The organism is Pseudomonas sp. Ga0074129 (assembly GCA_001465025.1).
Lineage (GTDB): Bacteria > Pseudomonadota > Gammaproteobacteria > Pseudomonadales > Pseudomonadaceae > Aquipseudomonas.
On record LNDO01000105.1, the window covers coordinates 1 to 17,981 of the forward strand.

At 54.3% G+C, this 17,981-nt stretch carries 16 protein-coding genes; 12 read left to right on the forward strand and 4 right to left on the reverse strand.

Features of this window, described 5'->3' with window-relative positions; genetic code table 11:
• On the forward strand, nt 1-259 hold a 259-nt coding region (locus tag AUK77_RS16350; RefSeq protein ID WP_296131730.1), incomplete at its 5' end, for a hypothetical protein.
• A gap of 516 nt (nt 260-775) precedes the next feature.
• Here the strand turns inward: AUK77_RS16350 and gyrB are convergent.
• The 4 genes from gyrB to dnaA all read right to left on the reverse strand — a co-directional run bounded on the left by gyrB (nt 776) and on the right by dnaA (nt 7,059).
• Complete coding sequence (gyrB, locus tag AUK77_RS16355) at nt 776-3,193, reverse strand: DNA topoisomerase (ATP-hydrolyzing) subunit B (RefSeq protein WP_296131733.1); 2,418 nt, start codon at nt 3,191-3,193, stop codon at nt 776-778.
• A 4-nt stretch (nt 3,194-3,197) separates the two neighbouring features.
• A complete protein-coding gene (gene recF / locus AUK77_RS16360; RefSeq protein WP_296131735.1) occupies nt 3,198-4,301 on the reverse strand; it encodes a DNA replication/repair protein RecF in 1,104 nt (367 codons plus the stop codon).
• A gap of 152 nt (nt 4,302-4,453) precedes the next feature.
• The gene (dnaN, locus tag AUK77_RS16365; RefSeq protein WP_296131738.1) at nt 4,454-5,557 is read right to left on the reverse strand and encodes a DNA polymerase III subunit beta; all 1,104 of its coding nucleotides are present in this window, start codon (nt 5,555-5,557) and stop codon (nt 4,454-4,456) included.
• Nucleotides 5,558-5,589: 32 nt separating this feature from the next.
• Nucleotides 5,590-7,059 (reverse strand): chromosomal replication initiator protein DnaA, encoded by a 1,470-nt coding sequence (gene dnaA / locus AUK77_RS16370; RefSeq protein WP_296131741.1) that lies wholly within the window; start codon nt 7,057-7,059, stop codon nt 5,590-5,592.
• Between the two features lie 522 nt (nt 7,060-7,581).
• Between dnaA and rpmH the strand changes: the two genes are divergently transcribed.
• From rpmH to atpB, 11 genes are all read left to right on the forward strand, one after another.
• Nucleotides 7,582-7,716, forward strand: coding sequence for a 50S ribosomal protein L34 (rpmH, locus tag AUK77_RS16375; RefSeq protein WP_002551315.1), 135 nt, complete (start codon nt 7,582-7,584; stop codon nt 7,714-7,716).
• A 15-nt stretch (nt 7,717-7,731) separates the two neighbouring features.
• Nucleotides 7,732-8,133, forward strand: a complete 402-nt coding sequence (gene rnpA / locus AUK77_RS16380; protein ID WP_296131743.1) for a ribonuclease P protein component — start codon at nt 7,732-7,734, stop codon at nt 8,131-8,133.
• Nucleotides 8,126-8,371: a membrane protein insertion efficiency factor YidD gene (gene yidD / locus AUK77_RS16385; RefSeq protein WP_296131745.1), complete on the forward strand. Its 246-nt coding sequence runs from the start codon at nt 8,126-8,128 to the stop codon at nt 8,369-8,371. The genes rnpA and yidD overlap by 8 nt, the downstream gene beginning before the upstream one ends.
• Nucleotides 8,372-8,373: 2 nt before the next feature.
• Complete coding sequence (yidC, locus tag AUK77_RS16390; protein WP_296131749.1) at nt 8,374-10,119, forward strand: membrane protein insertase YidC; 1,746 nt, start codon at nt 8,374-8,376, stop codon at nt 10,117-10,119.
• A 73-nt stretch (nt 10,120-10,192) separates the two neighbouring features.
• Nucleotides 10,193-11,560, forward strand: coding sequence for a tRNA uridine-5-carboxymethylaminomethyl(34) synthesis GTPase MnmE (gene mnmE / locus AUK77_RS16395; protein ID WP_296131752.1), 1,368 nt, complete (start codon nt 10,193-10,195; stop codon nt 11,558-11,560).
• An 812-nt stretch (nt 11,561-12,372) separates the two neighbouring features.
• A complete protein-coding gene (gene mnmG / locus AUK77_RS16400) occupies nt 12,373-14,265 on the forward strand; it encodes a tRNA uridine-5-carboxymethylaminomethyl(34) synthesis enzyme MnmG (RefSeq protein ID WP_296131755.1) in 1,893 nt (630 codons plus the stop codon).
• The gene (gene rsmG / locus AUK77_RS16405; RefSeq protein ID WP_296131757.1) at nt 14,265-14,912 is read left to right on the forward strand and encodes a 16S rRNA (guanine(527)-N(7))-methyltransferase RsmG; all 648 of its coding nucleotides are present in this window, start codon (nt 14,265-14,267) and stop codon (nt 14,910-14,912) included. The genes mnmG and rsmG overlap by 1 nt, the downstream gene beginning before the upstream one ends.
• Nucleotides 14,913-14,924: 12 nt before the next feature.
• Nucleotides 14,925-15,713 (forward strand): ParA family protein, encoded by a 789-nt coding sequence (locus AUK77_RS16410; RefSeq protein ID WP_296131761.1) that lies wholly within the window; start codon nt 14,925-14,927, stop codon nt 15,711-15,713.
• 10 nt (nt 15,714-15,723) lie between these two features.
• A complete protein-coding gene (locus tag AUK77_RS16415; protein WP_296131769.1) occupies nt 15,724-16,596 on the forward strand; it encodes a ParB/RepB/Spo0J family partition protein in 873 nt (290 codons plus the stop codon).
• A gap of 136 nt (nt 16,597-16,732) precedes the next feature.
• Nucleotides 16,733-17,122 carry an ATP synthase subunit I gene (locus AUK77_RS16420; RefSeq protein WP_296131775.1) on the forward strand — a complete coding sequence of 130 codons (390 nt, stop codon included), beginning with the start codon at nt 16,733-16,735 and terminating at the stop codon, nt 17,120-17,122.
• A 24-nt stretch (nt 17,123-17,146) separates the two neighbouring features.
• Entirely contained in the window at nt 17,147-17,965 is an 819-nt protein-coding gene (gene atpB / locus AUK77_RS16425; RefSeq protein WP_296131777.1) for a F0F1 ATP synthase subunit A, read from the forward strand.
• The last annotated feature ends 16 nt before the right edge of the window (nt 17,966-17,981 follow it).

A 17,981-nucleotide genomic window follows, 5' to 3' on the forward strand; every position in this document is an offset into this window, starting at 1 on the left:
GTTTGCCAAAAAATGGGGCATCAGCAAGGGCTACATGACGTTCTTGGTTGTGGACATGTTGAACGATCAACGGCCCCGCATTCGCAGCCAATGGGTTATCGATGCGTTGAGAACCAGGCGTATACCCGGCAACAAAGCTAACAAAGCCTCGATGAACTCAACCTTCAGCAAGATGAAATCTGCCGGGATCGTTGAGGAGCACAAAACCAAGCACCGCCTGACTGAAGCCTTCTTGGTCGACTGGAACACCGGCCAGTAGCGACTTCAGGCTAAGCAAAAAGCCCCTGCGGACTCGCGTCAGCAGGGGCTTTTACTTTCAAGCTACTGGCAAATTACTTTGGCCGAACCGCTTAACTTTGGCCGAAAGGGCAAATAACTTTGCCCACCTCCAGCTGGGTGGCTGGGTGGCTGGGTGGCTGGGTGGCTGGGTGGCTGGGTGGCTCAGCATGCGGTTCGTTTTGATGAAGCCGCAAGCGTGTCGCACGGGACTACCCATCACCATTTTTGAAGGCTGATGGGCGATGCTGTTTTGATCGGCTTAAATTGCCACGCGTCACTAGCTCAAAAAATCTCTCAGATTTTGCACACTCGAAAACGAGATTTTCCGAGTTTCCCTGTAGCTTCACTACATAAGCCGTTTACAGGTCACTACTAGGCTGCATCTAAGGCACTGATCCATAATGAAAAACCCCGGCTCTAGGCCGGGGTAGTGACAGATTTTGTCATGACAATAACTCGCACAATCATGACAATTAACCTGCCCGTCGACAGTTGTTTAGAAGTCCAGGTTGGATACCGCCAGTGCGTTGGTCTCGATAAAGTCCCTACGCGGCTCTACAGCATCGCCCATCAACGTGTTGAATATCTGGTCGGCAGCGATGGCATCTTCAATACGCACCTTAAGCATGCGGCGCACTTCGGGGTCCATGGTGGTTTCCCAGAGTTGGTCTGGGTTCATCTCACCCAACCCTTTATAGCGCTGAATGCTGTGACGCTTGGTACTTTCCGCCATCAGCCAGGCCAGTGCATCCTTGAAGGTCGTTACGGCCTTCTTACGCTCGCCACGCTGCACGTACGCCCCTTCTTCCAGCAGGCTGTTGAGCTGATCACCAAGGGTGGTAACGGTCTTGTAATCGTTACTGGCGAAGAAGTCGCGGTTGAAGATGATGTAGCTGGATACGCCATGGGAGACCAGTTCAACCTGCGGTACCCAGAGGTGACGTTCTTGGTCTTCGTGCAGACTGGTTTTGTAAACCAGACCCGACTTCTCCATGCCTTTAAGGCGCGCATCGAGCAAGCCCAACCACTGCTCCATCGCGGCTTTATCGGCCAGTTGCTCTGTTTCAACCCGTGGGATGTAAACAAAGTGCTCGGTCAGTTCGATCGGGTACAAGCGCGAAAGGCGATTAAGAGTTTTCATCACCAAGCGGTAGTCGTTCACCAGGCGCTCCAACGATGCACCCGAGAGGCCTGGTGCGCTTTCGTTGACGTGCAGGCTGGCGTCTTCCAGAGCCGATTGAGTCATGTATTCATCCATGGCCTCATCGTCTTTGATGTACTGCTCTTGCTTGCCCTTCTTGACCTTGTACAGCGGCGGTTGGGCGATGTAGATGTAACCACGCTCAACCAGCTCTGGCAGTTGGCGGAAGAAGAAGGTCAGCAGCAGGGTACGGATGTGCGAACCGTCGACGTCGGCGTCGGTCATGATGATGATGTTGTGGTAACGCAGCTTGTCGATGTTGTACTCATCGCGGCCGATACCACAGCCCAACGCGGTGATCAGGGTGCCGACTTCCTGAGAGGAAATCATCTTGTCGAAACGGGCTTTCTCAACGTTGAGGATCTTGCCCTTGAGGGGCAGGATTGCCTGAGTCTTGCGGTTACGCCCCTGCTTAGCAGAGCCGCCCGCGGAGTCCCCTTCCACGATGTAGAGTTCAGAAAGGGCAGGGTCTTTCTCTTGGCAGTCAGCCAGTTTGCCCGGCAGGCCTGCGATATCCAGCGCACCTTTACGGCGAGTCATTTCACGCGCTTTACGTGCGGCTTCACGGGCGCGCGCAGCGTCGATCATCTTGCCGACCACGGCCTTGGCTTCGTTGGGGTTTTCCAACAGGAAGTCGGAGAAGTACTTGCCCATTTCCTGTTCAACAGCGGTTTTAACTTCGCTGGAAACCAGTTTGTCTTTGGTCTGCGAGCTGAATTTTGGGTCCGGTACTTTTACCGAAATAATCGCCGTCAAACCTTCCCGCGCATCATCACCAGTGGTGGCGATCTTGTGTTTCTTGGCCAGACCTTCCTGTTCGATGTAGGCGTTCAGGTTGCGTGTCAGGGCAGAGCGGAAGCCCGCGAGGTGAGTACCACCATCGCGCTGGGGAATGTTGTTGGTGAAGCACAGCAGGTTCTCGTTGAAGCTGTCGTTCCACTGCAGGGCAACTTCGACACCCACGCCATCATCACGCTGTACGGTGAAGTGGAACACCTGATTGACCGCTGTTTTATTCAGGTTGAGGTATTCCACGAACGCGCGCAGACCACCTTCATATTTGAATAACTCTTCCTTACCGCTGCGTTCATCCTTGAGCAGAATGCCGACACCGGAGTTCAGGAAGGACAGCTCGCGCAAACGCTTGGCCAGGATGTCCCAACTGAAATGAATGTTGGCGAAGGTGTCCGCGGAGGGTTTGAAATGAATCTGCGTACCAGTGACATCGCTGTCGCCGACTGCCGCGATAGGAGCCTGCGGCACACCGTGAATGTATGTCTGTTCCCAGATCTTGCCGCTACGGCGGATAGTCAGGACCAGCTCCTTTGAGAGGGCGTTCACCACTGAAACACCCACACCATGCAGGCCGCCGGAAACCTTGTAGCTGTTGTCGTCGAACTTACCGCCTGCGTGCAGCACAGTCATGATTACTTCAGCTGCGGAAACACCTTCTTCCTTGTGCATATCGACCGGAATACCACGGCCGTTATCGCGCACGCTGATCGATTCATCCGGGTGGATGGTGATGGTGATCTCGCTGCAATGGCCAGCCAATGCTTCGTCAATCGAGTTATCGACTACCTCGAACACCATGTGGTGCAGGCCGCTGCCATCATCGGTATCACCGATGTACATACCCGGCCGCTTGCGTACGGCATCCAGGCCCTTGAGGACCTTAATGTTATTGGAGTCGTACGTTTGGTTGTCGCTCATGCCTTCACTCCCGGTGGTCGTGGGTCTGGGTGATGCCACCATGTTCCACGTGGAACATGGCAACTGGCGTATCCGTGCGCCAGCCTTCCCTCAACAATTCATGGTCTACACAGGTGATAAATACCTGGCAGTGCAAGTCTTCCAACAATCGGCACAGTGCACGTCGGTGCTGTTCATCCAGTTCTGACGGCAAGTCATCCACCAGATAAATGCATTGGCCGTGCTTGGCCTGATTAACTAAATGTCCCTGCGCAATACGCAGGGCACATACAACTAATTTCTGCTGACCGCGCGATAGGATTTCTGCAGCGTTATGCGCCCCCAAGCGTAAGCGTAAATCAGCGCGTTGTGGGCCAGCTTGAGTATGTCCGAGTTGTTGATCACGGAGCAGAGTAGAGGCAAGCACTGTATTCAGTTCACGCTCTTTATCCCAACCGCGGTAATAACTCAGCGTCAGACCGTCTAACTCAACAAGCTCATTCAGGGTGCGTTCAAAGACCGGTTTAAGCGCTTGAATGTAAGCCCTTCGATACCCATCTATCTCATCGCCAGCCAGGCACAATTCGCGGTCCCAGGCCGCCTGCGAAGCGGCGTCAAGTGTACCATGCCGCAGCCATGAGTTCCGCTGACGCAGGGCCTTCTGCAAGCGTTGCCATGCCGGTAGAAAGCGAGGTTCCACGTGGAACACACCCCAATCAAGAAACTGTCTTCTGATCTTTGGTGCACCTTCAAGCAGACGAAAACTGTCAGGGTTAATAAGTTGTAGCGGCAATGTCTCGGCAAGTTGCGCAGCACTGCGCGCATTTTGACCATCGATACGGATCTGAAACTCACCCTGCCGATCACGGGAAATACCCAGGTTACTTTGCCGACCGTCCGCCAACTGAACATGGCCAAAGACCGTACACGCCAATTGCTCGTATTGAATAACCGGCAACAAACGGGTGCTGCGAAACGAACGCGCAAGACCAAGTAAGTGGATAGCCTCCAGCACACTGGTTTTGCCGCTGCCATTAGCGCCGGAAAGGATATTGATACGCGGGGAGGGGGAGAGGGTCACCGGGTGCAGGTTACGCACCGCGGTGACAGTAAAGCGAGTAAGGGACATTTAGCTAACAGACCGTTGTAGAACGTAGCGAGCAAAGGTCAGGCAAGGCGGGATCAGTTGAGGATGCGGAGTGTACGGGTAGTACATGAGCAATCCGAAACTGACCCCAACGCGGCATGGCCGAGCGTAGTAGTTATTCAACGGTCTGTCGGTTACAGACGCATCGGCATAACCACATAGGAGGAATCGTCGTTATCGGCTTCCTGCACCAAGGCGCTGCTGTTGGCATCAGAAAGAATCAAACGAACTTGCTCAGTGGTCATCACGCTCAGTACGTCGAGCAGGTAGCTGACGTTAAAGCCGATCTCCAGTGAACTGCCGTTGTAATCGACGGCGATTTCTTCTTCAGCCTCTTCCTGCTCAGGGTTGTTGGCCTGAATTTTCAGCAAGCCGGATTCAAGTTGCAGGCGAATGCCACGGTACTTCTCGTTGGACAAAATCGCAGTGCGGCTAAACGCTTCACGCAACCCCTGACGATCAGCCACCACTAATTTGTCACCGCCCCGTGGCAATACGCGCTCGTAGTCTGGGAATTTGCCATCTACCAATTTAGAGGTGAAGGTGAACTCGCCAGTGGTCGCACGAATATGATGTTGACCGAGCACGATGCTGACGCTGCCATCTTGCTCTGTGAGCAAGCGAGCCAGTTCCAGAATACCTTTGCGCGGCACGATCACCTGATGGCGTTCTACCTGCTCAATAGCCGCTTGCATCGAGCACATGGCCAAACGGTGTCCATCCGTAGCGACAGCGCGAAGTACGCCGGTTTGAACTTCGATGAGCATGCCATTGAGGTAGTAACGGACATCCTGCTGAGCCATGGCAAAACTGGTGCGCTCGATCAAACGACGCAACTTGCTTTGCACCAGGCTGAAGGTCAGTGAGCCTGGGCCTTCTTCAACAGTCGGGAAATCATTAGCAGGCAGAGTAGAGAGGGTGAAACGGCTACGGCCCGCTTTGACCAATAATTTCTGCTCATCAATGCGAATATCGATCAAGGCATCTGCAGGCAAGCTTTTGCAGATGTCCATTAACTTACGCGCCGGAACAGTGATCTCACCCGGCTGAGCGGGCTCTTCAAGGGTAACGCGACCAATCAGTTCAACTTCAAGATCAGTGCCGGTCAAAGACAACTGCTGACCTTCAACAACCAGCAATACGTTGGAGAGAACCGGCAAGGTCTGACGGCGTTCCACGACGCCGGCGACCAGTTGCAGAGGTTTCAACAGGGCTTCGCGTTGAATAGTGAAATGCATGGTCTAGTCCCTTGCCTAGTGAAGTTGCGAAATTAGGTGGTCAGCGTTCGCAGCAGATTTTTGTAATCCTCGCGGATGTCCGCGTCGGTTTCTTTAAGTTCAGCAATCTTACGGCATGCATGCAATACCGTGGTGTGATCGCGCCCGCCGAAGGCATCGCCAATTTCCGGCAAGCTGTGGTTGGTCAGTTCTTTGGACAAGGCCATAGCAACTTGACGCGGACGCGCGACCGAGCGTGAGCGACGCTTGGAGAGCAGATCAGAAATTTTGATCTTGTAGTACTCAGCAACCGTACGCTGAATATTGTCGATGCTAACCAGCTTGTCTTGCAGAGCAAGCAGGTCCTTCAATGACTCACGTATGAGCTCAATGGTGATGTCGCGCCCCATAAAGTGTGAGTGAGCAATCACGCGCTTGAGCGCACCTTCCAACTCACGCACGTTAGAGCGGATGCGCTGCGCAATAAAGAAGGCGGCATCATGGGGCAAATCCACTTTGGCCTGATCGGCCTTCTTCATCAAAATGGCTACGCGGGTTTCCAGCTCGGGCGGTTCAACCGCAACCGTCAGCCCCCAACCAAAGCGTGACTTAAGGCGCTCTTCAAGACCTTCGATTTCTTTAGGGTAACGGTCACTGGTCAGAATCACCTGCTGACCACCTTCAAGCAACGCGTTGAAGGTATGGAAGAACTCTTCCTGGGAACGTTCTTTCTTGGCAAAAAACTGAATGTCATCAATCAGCAACGCATCGACCGAGCGGTAGAAGCGCTTGAACTCGTTGATTGCATTGAGCTGCAGGGCTTTAACCATGTCAGCCACAAAACGCTCAGAGTGAAGGTAGACAACCTTGGCGTTCGGATTCTTGGCCAACAAATGGTTTCCCACCGCATGCATCAGGTGAGTTTTACCCAAACCAACGCCGCCATAAAGAAACAGCGGGTTGTAACCATGCTTAGGGTTATCCGCCACCTGCCAGGCCGCTGCGCGGGCCAACTGGTTGGACTTACCCTCGACAAAGTTATCGAAGGTAAATGTGCGGTTGAGGTAACTGGTGTGTTTTAGACCGCCTTCAACCTGCACTGTACGTTCGGTGCGCGCAGGCGCCTGCTGACTGGCAGCGCCGGCCATAGGGTCAAAACTGGCGCGCGACGGTTCAGTTGAAACTGCGTTAGACGTAGGACTAGCAACAGAAGGTGTTGCAGCAACAGGGACGGCAGCAGGCGTGCTCACAATAGAAGGAGAGCGGGAAGCTGCGCTGCGCTTACTACCTATTAACAGAGAGATGTCCGGGATTAATCCGTTTGTGCGCTCAGTAAGCAACTCAAGCAGGCGGCTGAGGTATTTATCGTTAACCCAGTCGAGGACGAAACGGTTCGGCGCATAGACGCGAAGCTGGTCACCTTCAGCCTCGACCTGCAGCGGACGAATCCAAGTGTTGAATTGCTGAGCAGGCAGTTCATCGCGCAAAAGCTCGACACACTGCTGCCAAAGTTCCACAGACACGGACATCCCCTAAATCTAAAAGCACGAGGCAAAAATCAGCCGCCATTGTAGCGCCAGGGCCTTGAGTTATCCACATGTACTCAGCCCTAAGAGCAAGGAGCATCAAGGCATTGTTGGAGGTAGCAAAGAAAAAATGTACTTAAACAAAGGCTGTGGATAACAGCGCCTCAGGGCATGGGATAAACCAGGGGGGAAACCGGTGGAAGAACTGTCTGTGGATAAAATCCACTTTCATCCTCAGCTTATGCGCCGCTTCCACACAGTTGCGGCACGTCTTTCTGACAGAGTTACTAAACGCTGAAAGCCTCGCCAGTACAGGGCTATAAAGCCTTATCCACAGATAGCAGAGCCACCAATAGCTACTAACGCTATAAAACATCTTTAAATATTCTCTTCTTTATATTTCTTTATGTACGAAAAGCCTGCTTAGAAATTGACCTGACCCTTCGGTTTCTCTAGAATTGCCGGTCTCTTAAAACGGGGGCCATTCCGGCCCGTAGTCGACCACCCAGGTACCGCACCATGAAACGTACTTTCCAACCCAGCACTATCAAACGCGCTCGCACCCACGGTTTCCGTGCTCGTATGGCCACCAAGAACGGCCGTGCTGTCCTGTCGCGTCGCCGCGCCAAGGGCCGTAAGCGTCTCGCCGTTTAATATTTCGGTCTTGTGGTGAGTCGAGACTTCAGTCGGGAAAAGCGTCTGCTAACCCCCCGGCAATTCAAGGCAGTCTTCGACTCCCCCAGCGGCAAAGCTCCGGGCAAAAATGTCCTGCTGCTAGCGCGCAACAATGAGCTTGATCACCCCCGGCTAGGGCTGGTGATTGGCAAAAAGAGCGTAAAGCTCTCCGTTGAGCGCAATCGCCTTAAGCGCCAGATCCGCGAATCATTCCGCTTGAACCAAGACAACTTGGTCGGGTGGGACATCGTGGTGGTGGCGCGTAAAGGCCTTGGCGATCTGGAAAATGTTGAACTGGCACGTCAGTTTGGCAAACTCTGGAAACGCCTCGAACGTAGCAAGCCAAGCCCGGAAACCGCGACAATACCCGGGGCGAACGACAGTCCCCATGCGTAAACTGGTTTTGCTACCCATCCAGTTTTATCGTTACGCCATCAGCCCCTTGATGGCCAGCCACTGTCGTTTCTATCCAAGTTGTTCCTGCTACTCGCTTGAAGCCATTGATCAACATGGCGTCTTGCATGGTGGCTGGCTGACTTTGCGTCGGCTAGGTCGTTGTCATCCATGGAATCCTGGTGGCTTCGATCCTGTTCCCCCCGCGAAAAACTCCCGTTCCTCTTCGATGGCCGAATAATCATGGATATTCAACGTTCGATCCTGATCGTCGCGCTGGCAATCGTGTCCTATATGATGGTTCTTCAGTGGAACCAGGACTACGGCCAAGCCGCCTTGCCGACAGAAATTGCCGCAACAACCAGCACTGTTCCTGCATTGCCGGATACCTCTGCAGCTTCTGTTTCAGCCAGTAATGATGATATTCCAAGCAACACCCCCGTTGCTGAGGCCAGCAGCATTAGCGCTGCACCGGTCGCTAATGACGAATTGATTCGGGTAAAAACTGATGTGCTGGATCTGGCCATCGATCCGCGCGGTGGTGATGTTGTGCAACTGCGTTTAACGCAGTATCCGCGTCGTCAGGACCGTCCAGATGTTCCTTTTCAGCTTTTCGACAACGGCAACGAGCGTACTTATCTGGCCCAGAGTGGTTTGATCGGCACCAACGCACCGGATAAATCCAGCGGTCGGGCACTGTGGAGCAGTGCGCAAAAGAGTTACGAACTGGCCGACGGTCAGAACGAACTGCACGTTGACCTCACGCTGAGCGAAAACGGTGTCAATTACACCAAGCGTTTCACCTTGAAGCGTGGTCTGAGTTCAGAGTGTTCTGCCAAAGAGCAACAGCAGAAGAAAACCGGCTGTGTTGACCCGTCCTCGTATCAGGTTGCCGTCACCTATCTGATCGACAACCAGAGTGCTGAAGCTTGGAGCGGCAACATGTTCGCCCAGCTCAAACGCGACAGCAGTGGTGATCCTTCGTCGACAACAGCAACCGGTACGGCTACCTACCTGGGTGCTGCACTGTGGACTAGCGAAGAACCGTACAAAAAAGTATCGATGGGTGACATCGATAAACAAGCCTTTAAAGAAACTGTTCAAGGAGGCTGGGTTGCCTGGCTACAGCATTACTTCGTCACTGCCTGGATTCCAAGCAAAGACAGCACTAACCAGGTTCAAACCCGCAAAGACAGCCAAGGTAACTACATTGTCGGCTTTACCGGCCCGGCCGTTCAGGTTGCTGCCGGCGCTCAAGGTGAAACCAGTGCAATTCTGTATGCCGGCCCGAAGCTACAGGGCTATCTAGAGACACTTTCGCCAGGTCTTGAGCTGACTGTTGACTATGGTTTCTTGTGGTTCCTGGCTCAGCCAATTTTCTGGTTACTCGAAGTTATCCACAGCATCTTGGGTAACTGGGGTTGGTCGATTATTGTCCTGACCATCATCATCAAGCTGATCTTCTTCCCACTTTCTGCCGCCAGTTACAAATCCATGGCGCGCATGCGTGCCGTAGCACCGAAACTCGCTCAGTTGAAAGAGCAGCACGGTGAAGATCGCCAGAAGATGTCGCAGGCGATGATGGAGCTGTACAAGAAAGAGAAGATCAACCCACTGGGCGGCTGCTTGCCGATCCTGGTGCAAATGCCAGTATTCCTTGCGCTCTACTGGGTGCTGCTGGAATCGGTGGAAATGCGTCAGGCTCCTTGGCTGTTGTGGATCACTGACTTGGCGATCAAAGACCCATACTTCATTCTGCCGATCATCATGGGCGCCACCATGTTTATTCAGCAGCAGCTCAACCCAACGCCGCCGGATCCGATGCAGGCCAAAGTACTGAAAATGATGCCTATCATCTTCACGTTCTTCTTCCTGTGGTTCCCAGCGGGTCTGGTGCTGTACTGGGTCGTCAACAACGTCTTGTCCATCGCCCAGCAGTGGTACATTACGCGCAAGATTGAAGCCGCCGCCAAGGCTGCTGACGCCTAGTCTGCAAGCTTCTAAGCTGTAACAAACGCCCCTTTTTAGGGGCGTTTTGCTATGCCTAAATCAGGAGATCCGCATGCCACCCGTTACTGAAACCATTGCTGCCGTCGCCACCGCCCAGGGTCGTGGTGGTGTGGGTATCGTGCGCGTCTCCGGGCCGTTGGCCAGCACGTTGGCGCAGGCAATCTGCCAGCGTGAGCTAAAACCGCGTTACGCCCACTACGGGCCATTCTTCGCTGATGTAGAGCAAGTACTGGATGAAGGCTTGGCCTTGTATTTCCCAGGCCCACATTCCTTTACCGGCGAAGACGTGCTGGAACTGCAAGGCCATGGTGGGCCAGTGGTGCTTGATCTGCTCTTGCGCCGCTGTGTACAACTCGGCGCACGCCTGGCGCGCCCCGGTGAATTCAGCGAACGTGCCTTTCTCAATGACAAACTCGATCTGGCACAGGCCGAAGCGATTGCCGACCTGATCGAAGCCAGTTCCGAGCAGGCCGCGCGCAATGCTTTGCGTTCGTTGCAGGGGGAGTTCTCCCGTCGTGTACACGGTCTGACTGAGCGGTTAATCAGCCTGCGTATCTACGTCGAAGCCGCCATCGACTTCCCCGAAGAGGAAATAGACTTTCTCGCCGACGGCCATGTACTCAACCTACTCGATGGCGTACGCACCGACTTATCGGGTGTGTTGCGTGAAGCCGGACAAGGCGCACTGCTGCGTGATGGCATGACCGTGGTGATTGCCGGTCGGCCAAATGCTGGCAAATCCAGTCTGCTCAACGCCCTAGCAGGACGCGAGGCTGCCATCGTCACCGAAATTGCCGGCACCACGCGCGATGTACTGCGCGAACATATCCACATCGATGGCATGCCGTTACATGTAGTGGACACAGCGGGCTTACGTGACACCGAGGATCAAGTCGAGCGCATCGGTGTAGAGCGGGCACTCAAAGCGATTGGCGAGGCGGATCGTATTTTGTTGGTGGTGGATGCCACTGCGCCTGAAGCTGACGATCCCTTTGCCCTATGGCCGGAGTTTCTCGATCAGCGTCCTGATCCGGCTAAGGTCACCTTGATTCGCAATAAGGCGGATCTGTCAGGAGAGTCGGTGGTGCTGGAAGTCTGCAATGACGGCCACGTCACCATCAGCCTGTCGGCCAAGTCTGCTGAAGGCCTGGATCTACTGCGCGAACACCTCAAGGCCTGTATGGGGTACGAACAGACCTCAGAGAGCAGCTTCAGCGCACGCAGGCGACACATTGAGGCACTGCAACAGGCCTCTACACACCTTGAACACGGTTATGCACAGCTGACTCTGGCCGGTGCCGGTGAACTACTGGCAGAAGACCTGCGCATGGCTCAGCAAGCGCTGGGCGAAATCACTGGCGCATTCAGTTCCGACGATCTGCTGGGGCGGATCTTCTCCAGCTTTTGTATAGGAAAATGAGTTCCAAGCTGTAATCCACAAGCTACAAAAAAGCGCCTGTGAGCGTGAAATAAGCTTTTGTAGATCGATGTTTATTCGCAAGAGTGCAGCCTCGTTGGGTGGATAACGCTTTATCCATCCACAAGCTACGAGTGGTGGATAAAAAGGCTTCATCCACCCTGCACAACCTTAGATCGCAGATTGCAGCGGGCTACAGACTGCTGATCCCACGAGCCGCGTAATCCATAATCTACACCCTATTCTTGATGGGTTGTGGCGCATCGACCCTCTAGCCGCGTTCAATTTTTCCTGCCTGCGCTTACCCATCCTAAGCAGCGTCCTCCTCTAAGAAGCTCATTAATGCCACCTAGGCAGGCTTTCGCCTGTGCGCAGTAGGCATATCCAGCCAATTATTTATCCACCTAAGACCTGTGGAAAACCCGACCTAAGCCCTGGCAATAACCCGGTGATAAAACGGAGGATAACCATGCCTGTGGATAACCATGCTTTTCATCCACACGTTACGTACGGCAACTGAACAGGCAAGAAGCAGGATTAGCACAGACTTTTAAATCGCTGTACACATTGATTTTATTGGTCTGTAGCAATCTATCCACAGAAAATCCGTTGCTAAGTAATAAACATAAAAATAAGGCTTTATAAAAATTCTCTTTTTTATTCTTTATTAACCGGCCCACCTAAAACGACACAGGGAGATCTGGCTATTTTTTGTGCAAAAGACTTCTTTCACACCGGCTTAATCCCTATACTTGCCGCCTTTCCCGCTTTTCAATCCCAAAAGCCCCCCAAACTCAACAGGCACGAGGTGCGTGGTGGATTTCCCTTCCCGTTTTCAGGTGATCGTCATCGGCGGCGGTCATGCCGGTACCGAGGCTGCACTCGCAGCCGCACGCATGGGTGTTAAAACCCTGCTGCTAACCCACAACGTGGAAACGCTCGGCCAGATGAGCTGCAATCCAGCAATTGGCGGGATCGGTAAGAGCCATCTGGTCAAGGAAATCGACGCCCTTGGCGGCGCCATGGCTGAAGCAACCGACAAAGGTGGTATCCAGTTCCGTGTGCTGAACAGCCGCAAGGGCCCAGCGGTTCGTGCCACACGCGCTCAGGCTGATCGCGTGCTGTACAAAGCCGCGATTCGCGAAACACTGGAAAACCAGGCCAACCTGTGGATATTTCAGCAAGCTGCTGATGATCTGATCGTCGAAAACGACGAAGTCAAAGGCGTAGTCACCCAAATGGGCCTGCGTTTCCTCGCTGATTCCGTAGTGTTGACCACGGGTACATTCCTCGGCGGACTTATCCACATCGGTCTGCAGAACTACTCCGGCGGCCGTGCTGGCGATCCACCTTCGATTGCTCTGGCTCACCGTTTGCGTGAATTGCCGCTGCGTGTAGGTCGCCTAAAAACCGGTACGCCACCACGCATCGATGGTCGTTCGGTGGATTTCTCGCTGATGACCGAGCAGCCCGGCGATACGCCAACGCCGCTGATGTCTTTCCTTGGTCGTGCGGAACAACAACCAAGACAAATCAGTTGCTGGATTACTCACACCAACGCTCGCACCCACGAAATCATCGCCGCCAACCTAGACCGTTCGCCGATGTATTCCGGTGTGATCGAGGGTGTCGGCCCGCGTTATTGCCCGTCCATCGAAGACAAGATTCATCGCTTCGCCGACAAGGACAGCCATCAGGTATTCATCGAGCCCGAAGGCCTGAATACCCATGAGCTGTATCCCAATGGCATCTCGACTTCGCTGCCGTTCGATGTGCAACTGCAGATAGTGCGCAGCATCCGTGGCATGGAAAACGCGCACATCGTGCGCCCCGGTTACGCCATCGAGTACGACTACTTCGACCCGCGTGATCTCAAGTACAGCCTGGAAACCAAAGTAATCGCTGGGCTGTTCTTCGCAGGGCAGATCAATGGCACCACTGGCTACGAAGAAGCCGGTGCACAAGGTTTGTTGGCGGGCTGCAACGCGGCATTGCGCGCTCAAGGCAAGGACAGTTGGTGCCCGCGCCGCGACGAGGCTTACATCGGTGTACTGGTCGATGACCTGATCACTCTTGGAACCCAAGAGCCATACCGCATGTTCACCTCGCGCGCCGAATACCGTTTGATTCTGCGTGAAGACAACGCGGATCTGCGCCTGACCGAAAAAGGTCGCGAGCTGGGTTTGGTCGATGATGTGCGTTGGGCGGCGTTTTCAGCCAAGCGCGAAGGCATCGTGCAAGAAGAACAGCGCCTGAAAAGCACCTGGGTGCGACCAGGTACGCCACAAGGCGATGCGATTGCCCAGCAGTTCGGCACGCCCCTGACCCACGAATACAACCTGCTGAATTTGCTCTCGCGTCCAGAAATCGATTACGCCGGCTTGATGAACATCACCGGTGGTGGTGCGCAAGATCCGCAGGTAGCGGAACAGATTGAGATCAAAACCAAATACGCCGGCTATATCGATCGTCAGCAAGATGAAATTGCCCGTCTACGCGCCAGTGAAAACACCAAGCTGCCGCACGACATCGACTATGCCGGTATTTCCGGTCTGTCCAAAGAAATCCAGCACAAACTCGGCATTAGCCGTCCGGAAACCCTGGGCCAGGCATCGCGGATTCCCGGTGTAACCCCAGCAGCGATTTCCCTGTTGCTTATCCACCTGAAAAAACGCACTGCCGGTCAGCAGTTGGAGCGCAGCGCCTGATGTCGTTGGTCACCGCACGTCACGCCGAAGAACTGAGCCAAGGCGCACTTGAACTGGGTGTTGAACTCAGCGCGCAGCAGCACGAGCAGTTGCTGGCCTACCTGGCTCTGCTGATCAAGTGGAACAAGGCCTACAACCTGACCGCGGTGCGCGACCCGAATGAAATGGTCTCGCGCCACCTGCTCGACAGTTTGTCCGTGGTGCCTTTCGTCAGTGAGGCTGGGGATAACTGGCTGGACGTCGGCAGCGGTGGCGGCATGCCGGGTATTCCATTGGCCATTCTGTTTCCTGAGCGGCAATTCACCTTGCTCGACTCCAACGGCAAGAAAACCCGTTTTCTCACGCAGGTGAAGCTCGAGCTAAAATTGGCCAACCTGCAAGTTATCCACAGCCGGGTTGAAGCGTTCACCCCAGCGGTGCCGTTCAACGGTATCTGTTCACGGGCATTCAGCTCGCTGGAGGATTTCAGCAACTGGACGCGCCACCTGGGTGATGGCAACACCCAGTGGTTAGCCATGAAAGGCGTACACCCGGATGACGAGCTGCAAGCACTGCCGGCGGACTTTCGTCTCACCGCCACCCATGTGCTCAAGGTTCCCGGTTGCCAAGGTCAGCGCCATCTGCTGATACTGCGTCGCTCGGTCTAGGGGGAACGCAGCATGGCTAAGGTATTCGCAATCGCTAACCAGAAAGGCGGCGTGGGCAAAACCACCACCTGCATCAATCTGGCCGCTTCGCTGGTCGCGACCAAGCGCCGCGTGTTGCTGATCGACCTCGACCCTCAGGGCAATGCCACCATGGGCAGTGGTGTGGATAAGCATGCTCTGGAACATTCGATCTACGACGTACTGATAGGCGAATGCAACCTGATCGATGCCATGCAATTTTCCGAGCACGGTGGTTACCAACTGCTACCGGCCAACCGCGATCTGACCGCGGCTGAAGTGTCCCTGCTGGAAATGAAAATGAAGGAAAGCCGCCTGCGATATGCATTGGCGCCAATCCGCGAGAACTACGATTACATCCTCATCGACTGCCCGCCGGCGCTGTCGATGCTGACGGTCAACGCCCTGGTGGCCGCTGATGGTGTGATCATCCCCATGCAGTGCGAGTACTACGCGCTCGAAGGTCTGTCTGATCTGGTCAACAGCATCCAGCGCATTGCCGAGCTGCTGAACCCCAATCTGAAAATCGAAGGCCTGCTGCGTACCATGTACGACCCACGCATCAGCCTGACCAACGATGTAAGCGCACAACTCAAGCAGCACTTTGGCGACAAGCTTTACGACGTGGTCATCCCGCGTAACGTCCGCTTAGCCGAAGCGCCGAGTTTCGGTATGCCGGCACTCGTATACGACAAACAATCACGAGGTGCCATTGCTTACCTGGCACTGGCTGGTGAATTGGTCCGTCGTCAGCGTGCTAGCGCTCACACTGCAACCGCATAAGGAAATACCCATGGCTGTGAAAAAAAGAGGACTGGGACGCGGTCTCGACGCTCTACTGGGCGGTACCAGTGTGAGTACGTTGCAGGAAGAGGCAGCGCAAGCTGATAACCGTGAATTGCAGTACGTGCCGGTTGACCTGATCCAGCGCGGCAAATACCAGCCGCGCCGTGACATGGACGCCACAGCCCTCGAAGAACTCGCTCAGTCGATTAAATCCCACGGCGTGATGCAGCCCATCGTCATTCGCCCGATTGGCGAGGGACGGTTTGAGATTGTTGCAGGTGAGCGACGCTGGCGTGCCACCCAGCAAGCCGGTTTGGACACTATTCCAGCCATGGTCCGTGAACTGCCCGATGAAGCGGCCATTGCCATGGCGCTGATCGAAAACATTCAGCGCGAAGACCTCAACCCGATCGAAGAAGCGATGGCTTTGCAGCGCCTGCAGCAAGAGTTCCAACTGACCCAGCAGCAGGTCGCCGATGCGGTGGGTAAATCGCGCGTCACCATCAGCAACCTGATGCGCCTGATCGCCCTGCCCGAAGAGATTAAAACCCTGTTGTCGCATGGTGATCTGGAAATGGGCCATGCGCGTGCCTTGCTTGGCTTACCTGCCGAACAGCAGACCGAAGGTGCGCGACATGTTGTCGCACGAGGTTTGACCGTGCGTCAGACAGAGGCACTGGTACGCCAGTGGTTAAGCAGCAAAGAAAAGCCAACTGCAGTGGTAAAGACCGATCCGGACATCAGTCGCCTCGAACAGCGTCTGGCTGAGCGTTTGGGCTCTCCCGTACAAATCAAGCACGGGCAAAAAGGCAAAGGTCAGTTAGTCATCAGCTACAGCTCGCTGGATGAATTGCAGGGTGTACTTGCCCACATTCGCTGAAACAATTGGCTATGTAGTATTGGCCACACTGGCACTACAGTACGGTTGATCGGTAACAGACCTACACCTATACTCGCCGCGCTGTTTTTATGCTTCAAGTTGGTATTTTCTGCAGCTTGAACCGGAGTTCGCTGGATTGGCTATTCGCAACAAAACGCCGTTCACCCAACAACCCGGATTTCTAGTTCTGCGTGTGCAGGCAATATTTAGCCTGCTAGTTGCCTTGGGTTTTTTCCTAGGTAACGACCTAACGGCTGGTTACTCGGCCCTGTTAGGTGGGTTAACAGCCCTGCTGCCGAACGCTTTTTTTGCGTATAAAGCCTTCCGTTTTTTTGGCGCGCGTTCGGCGAAAGACATTGTTCTGTCCATCTGGTCTGGAGCAATGGGCAAATGGATTCTCACAGCAGTGCTTTTTGCGCTGCTGTTTGTGGGCATCAAGCAGTTGGATATCACGGCGTTGTTTGTCGGGTACTTACTGACTGTGGCGATAGGCGCCACTGCTCCACTACTGATAAAAAATTTCTGAAGCATTACAGCGTTTGAGGCGTTTATGGCAAACACCCCGTCAGAGTACATCCAGCACCACTTGCAAAACCTGGTCTATGGCGAACACCCGGAAAAAGGCTGGATTCTGGCCCAAACCCCGGAAGACGTCGCACAAATGGGTTTCTGGGCCGTTCACGTGGATACCATGGGCTGGTCGGTATTCATGGGTCTGATCTTCTTGGGTCTCTTCCGACTGGCTGCGAAAAAAGCCACCACCGGTATTCCGGGTGGTCTGCAAAACATGGCCGAGATGGCCATTGAGTTTGTTCAGGGCATCGTTAAAGACACCTTCCACGGCCGCAACTCGTTGGTTGCACCATTGGCACTGACCATCTTTGTATGGGTGCTGCTGATGAACAGCTTGAAGTGGATTCCGGTCGACTACATCCCTGGTCTGGCTTCGCTGCTTGGTCTGCCGTACTTCAAGATCGTGCCAACAGCCGATCCGAACGGCACCTTCGGTATTGCGCTGGGCGTGTTCATTCTGATTATTTTCTACAGCATTAAAGTTAAAGGTCTGGGGGGCTTCACTAAGGAGCTTTCGTTCACGCCGTTCAATCACTGGGCGCTGATCCCCTTCAACCTTTTCCTCGAAATCATTGGCCTGCTGACCAAGCCTCTGAGTCTGGCCCTGCGACTGTTCGGTAACATGTACGCTGGCGAGGTGGTGTTCATCCTGATCGCATTGCTGCCCTTCTATCTGCAGTTTGGGCTCAATGTGCCATGGGCGATCTTCCACATCCTGGTGATCCCGCTGCAGGCCTTTATTTTCATGGTGCTGACAGTGGTGTATCTGAGTGCGGCGCACGAAGATCATCATTGATAGCAACGTGACATCT

What these genes read in the sequence shown, in the direction of transcription:
- gyrB (WP_296131733.1), bottom strand. Translation starts at nt 3,193, where the DNA reads ATGAGCGACAACCAAACGTACGACTCCAATAACATTAAGGTCCTCAAG.
- recF (WP_296131735.1), bottom strand. Translation starts at nt 4,301, where the DNA reads ATGTCCCTTACTCGCTTTACTGTCACCGCGGTGCGTAACCTGCACCCG.
- dnaN (WP_296131738.1), bottom strand. Translation starts at nt 5,557, where the DNA reads ATGCATTTCACTATTCAACGCGAAGCCCTGTTGAAACCTCTGCAACTG.
- rpmH (WP_002551315.1), top strand. Translation starts at nt 7,582, where the DNA reads ATGAAACGTACTTTCCAACCCAGCACTATCAAACGCGCTCGCACCCAC.
- yidD (WP_296131745.1), top strand. Translation starts at nt 8,126, where the DNA reads ATGCGTAAACTGGTTTTGCTACCCATCCAGTTTTATCGTTACGCCATC.
- yidC (WP_296131749.1), top strand. Translation starts at nt 8,374, where the DNA reads ATGGATATTCAACGTTCGATCCTGATCGTCGCGCTGGCAATCGTGTCC.
- mnmE (WP_296131752.1), top strand. Translation starts at nt 10,193, where the DNA reads ATGCCACCCGTTACTGAAACCATTGCTGCCGTCGCCACCGCCCAGGGT.
- rsmG (WP_296131757.1), top strand. Translation starts at nt 14,265, where the DNA reads ATGTCGTTGGTCACCGCACGTCACGCCGAAGAACTGAGCCAAGGCGCA.
- AUK77_RS16410 (WP_296131761.1), top strand. Translation starts at nt 14,925, where the DNA reads ATGGCTAAGGTATTCGCAATCGCTAACCAGAAAGGCGGCGTGGGCAAA.
- AUK77_RS16415 (WP_296131769.1), top strand. Translation starts at nt 15,724, where the DNA reads ATGGCTGTGAAAAAAAGAGGACTGGGACGCGGTCTCGACGCTCTACTG.
- atpB (WP_296131777.1), top strand. Translation starts at nt 17,147, where the DNA reads ATGGCAAACACCCCGTCAGAGTACATCCAGCACCACTTGCAAAACCTG.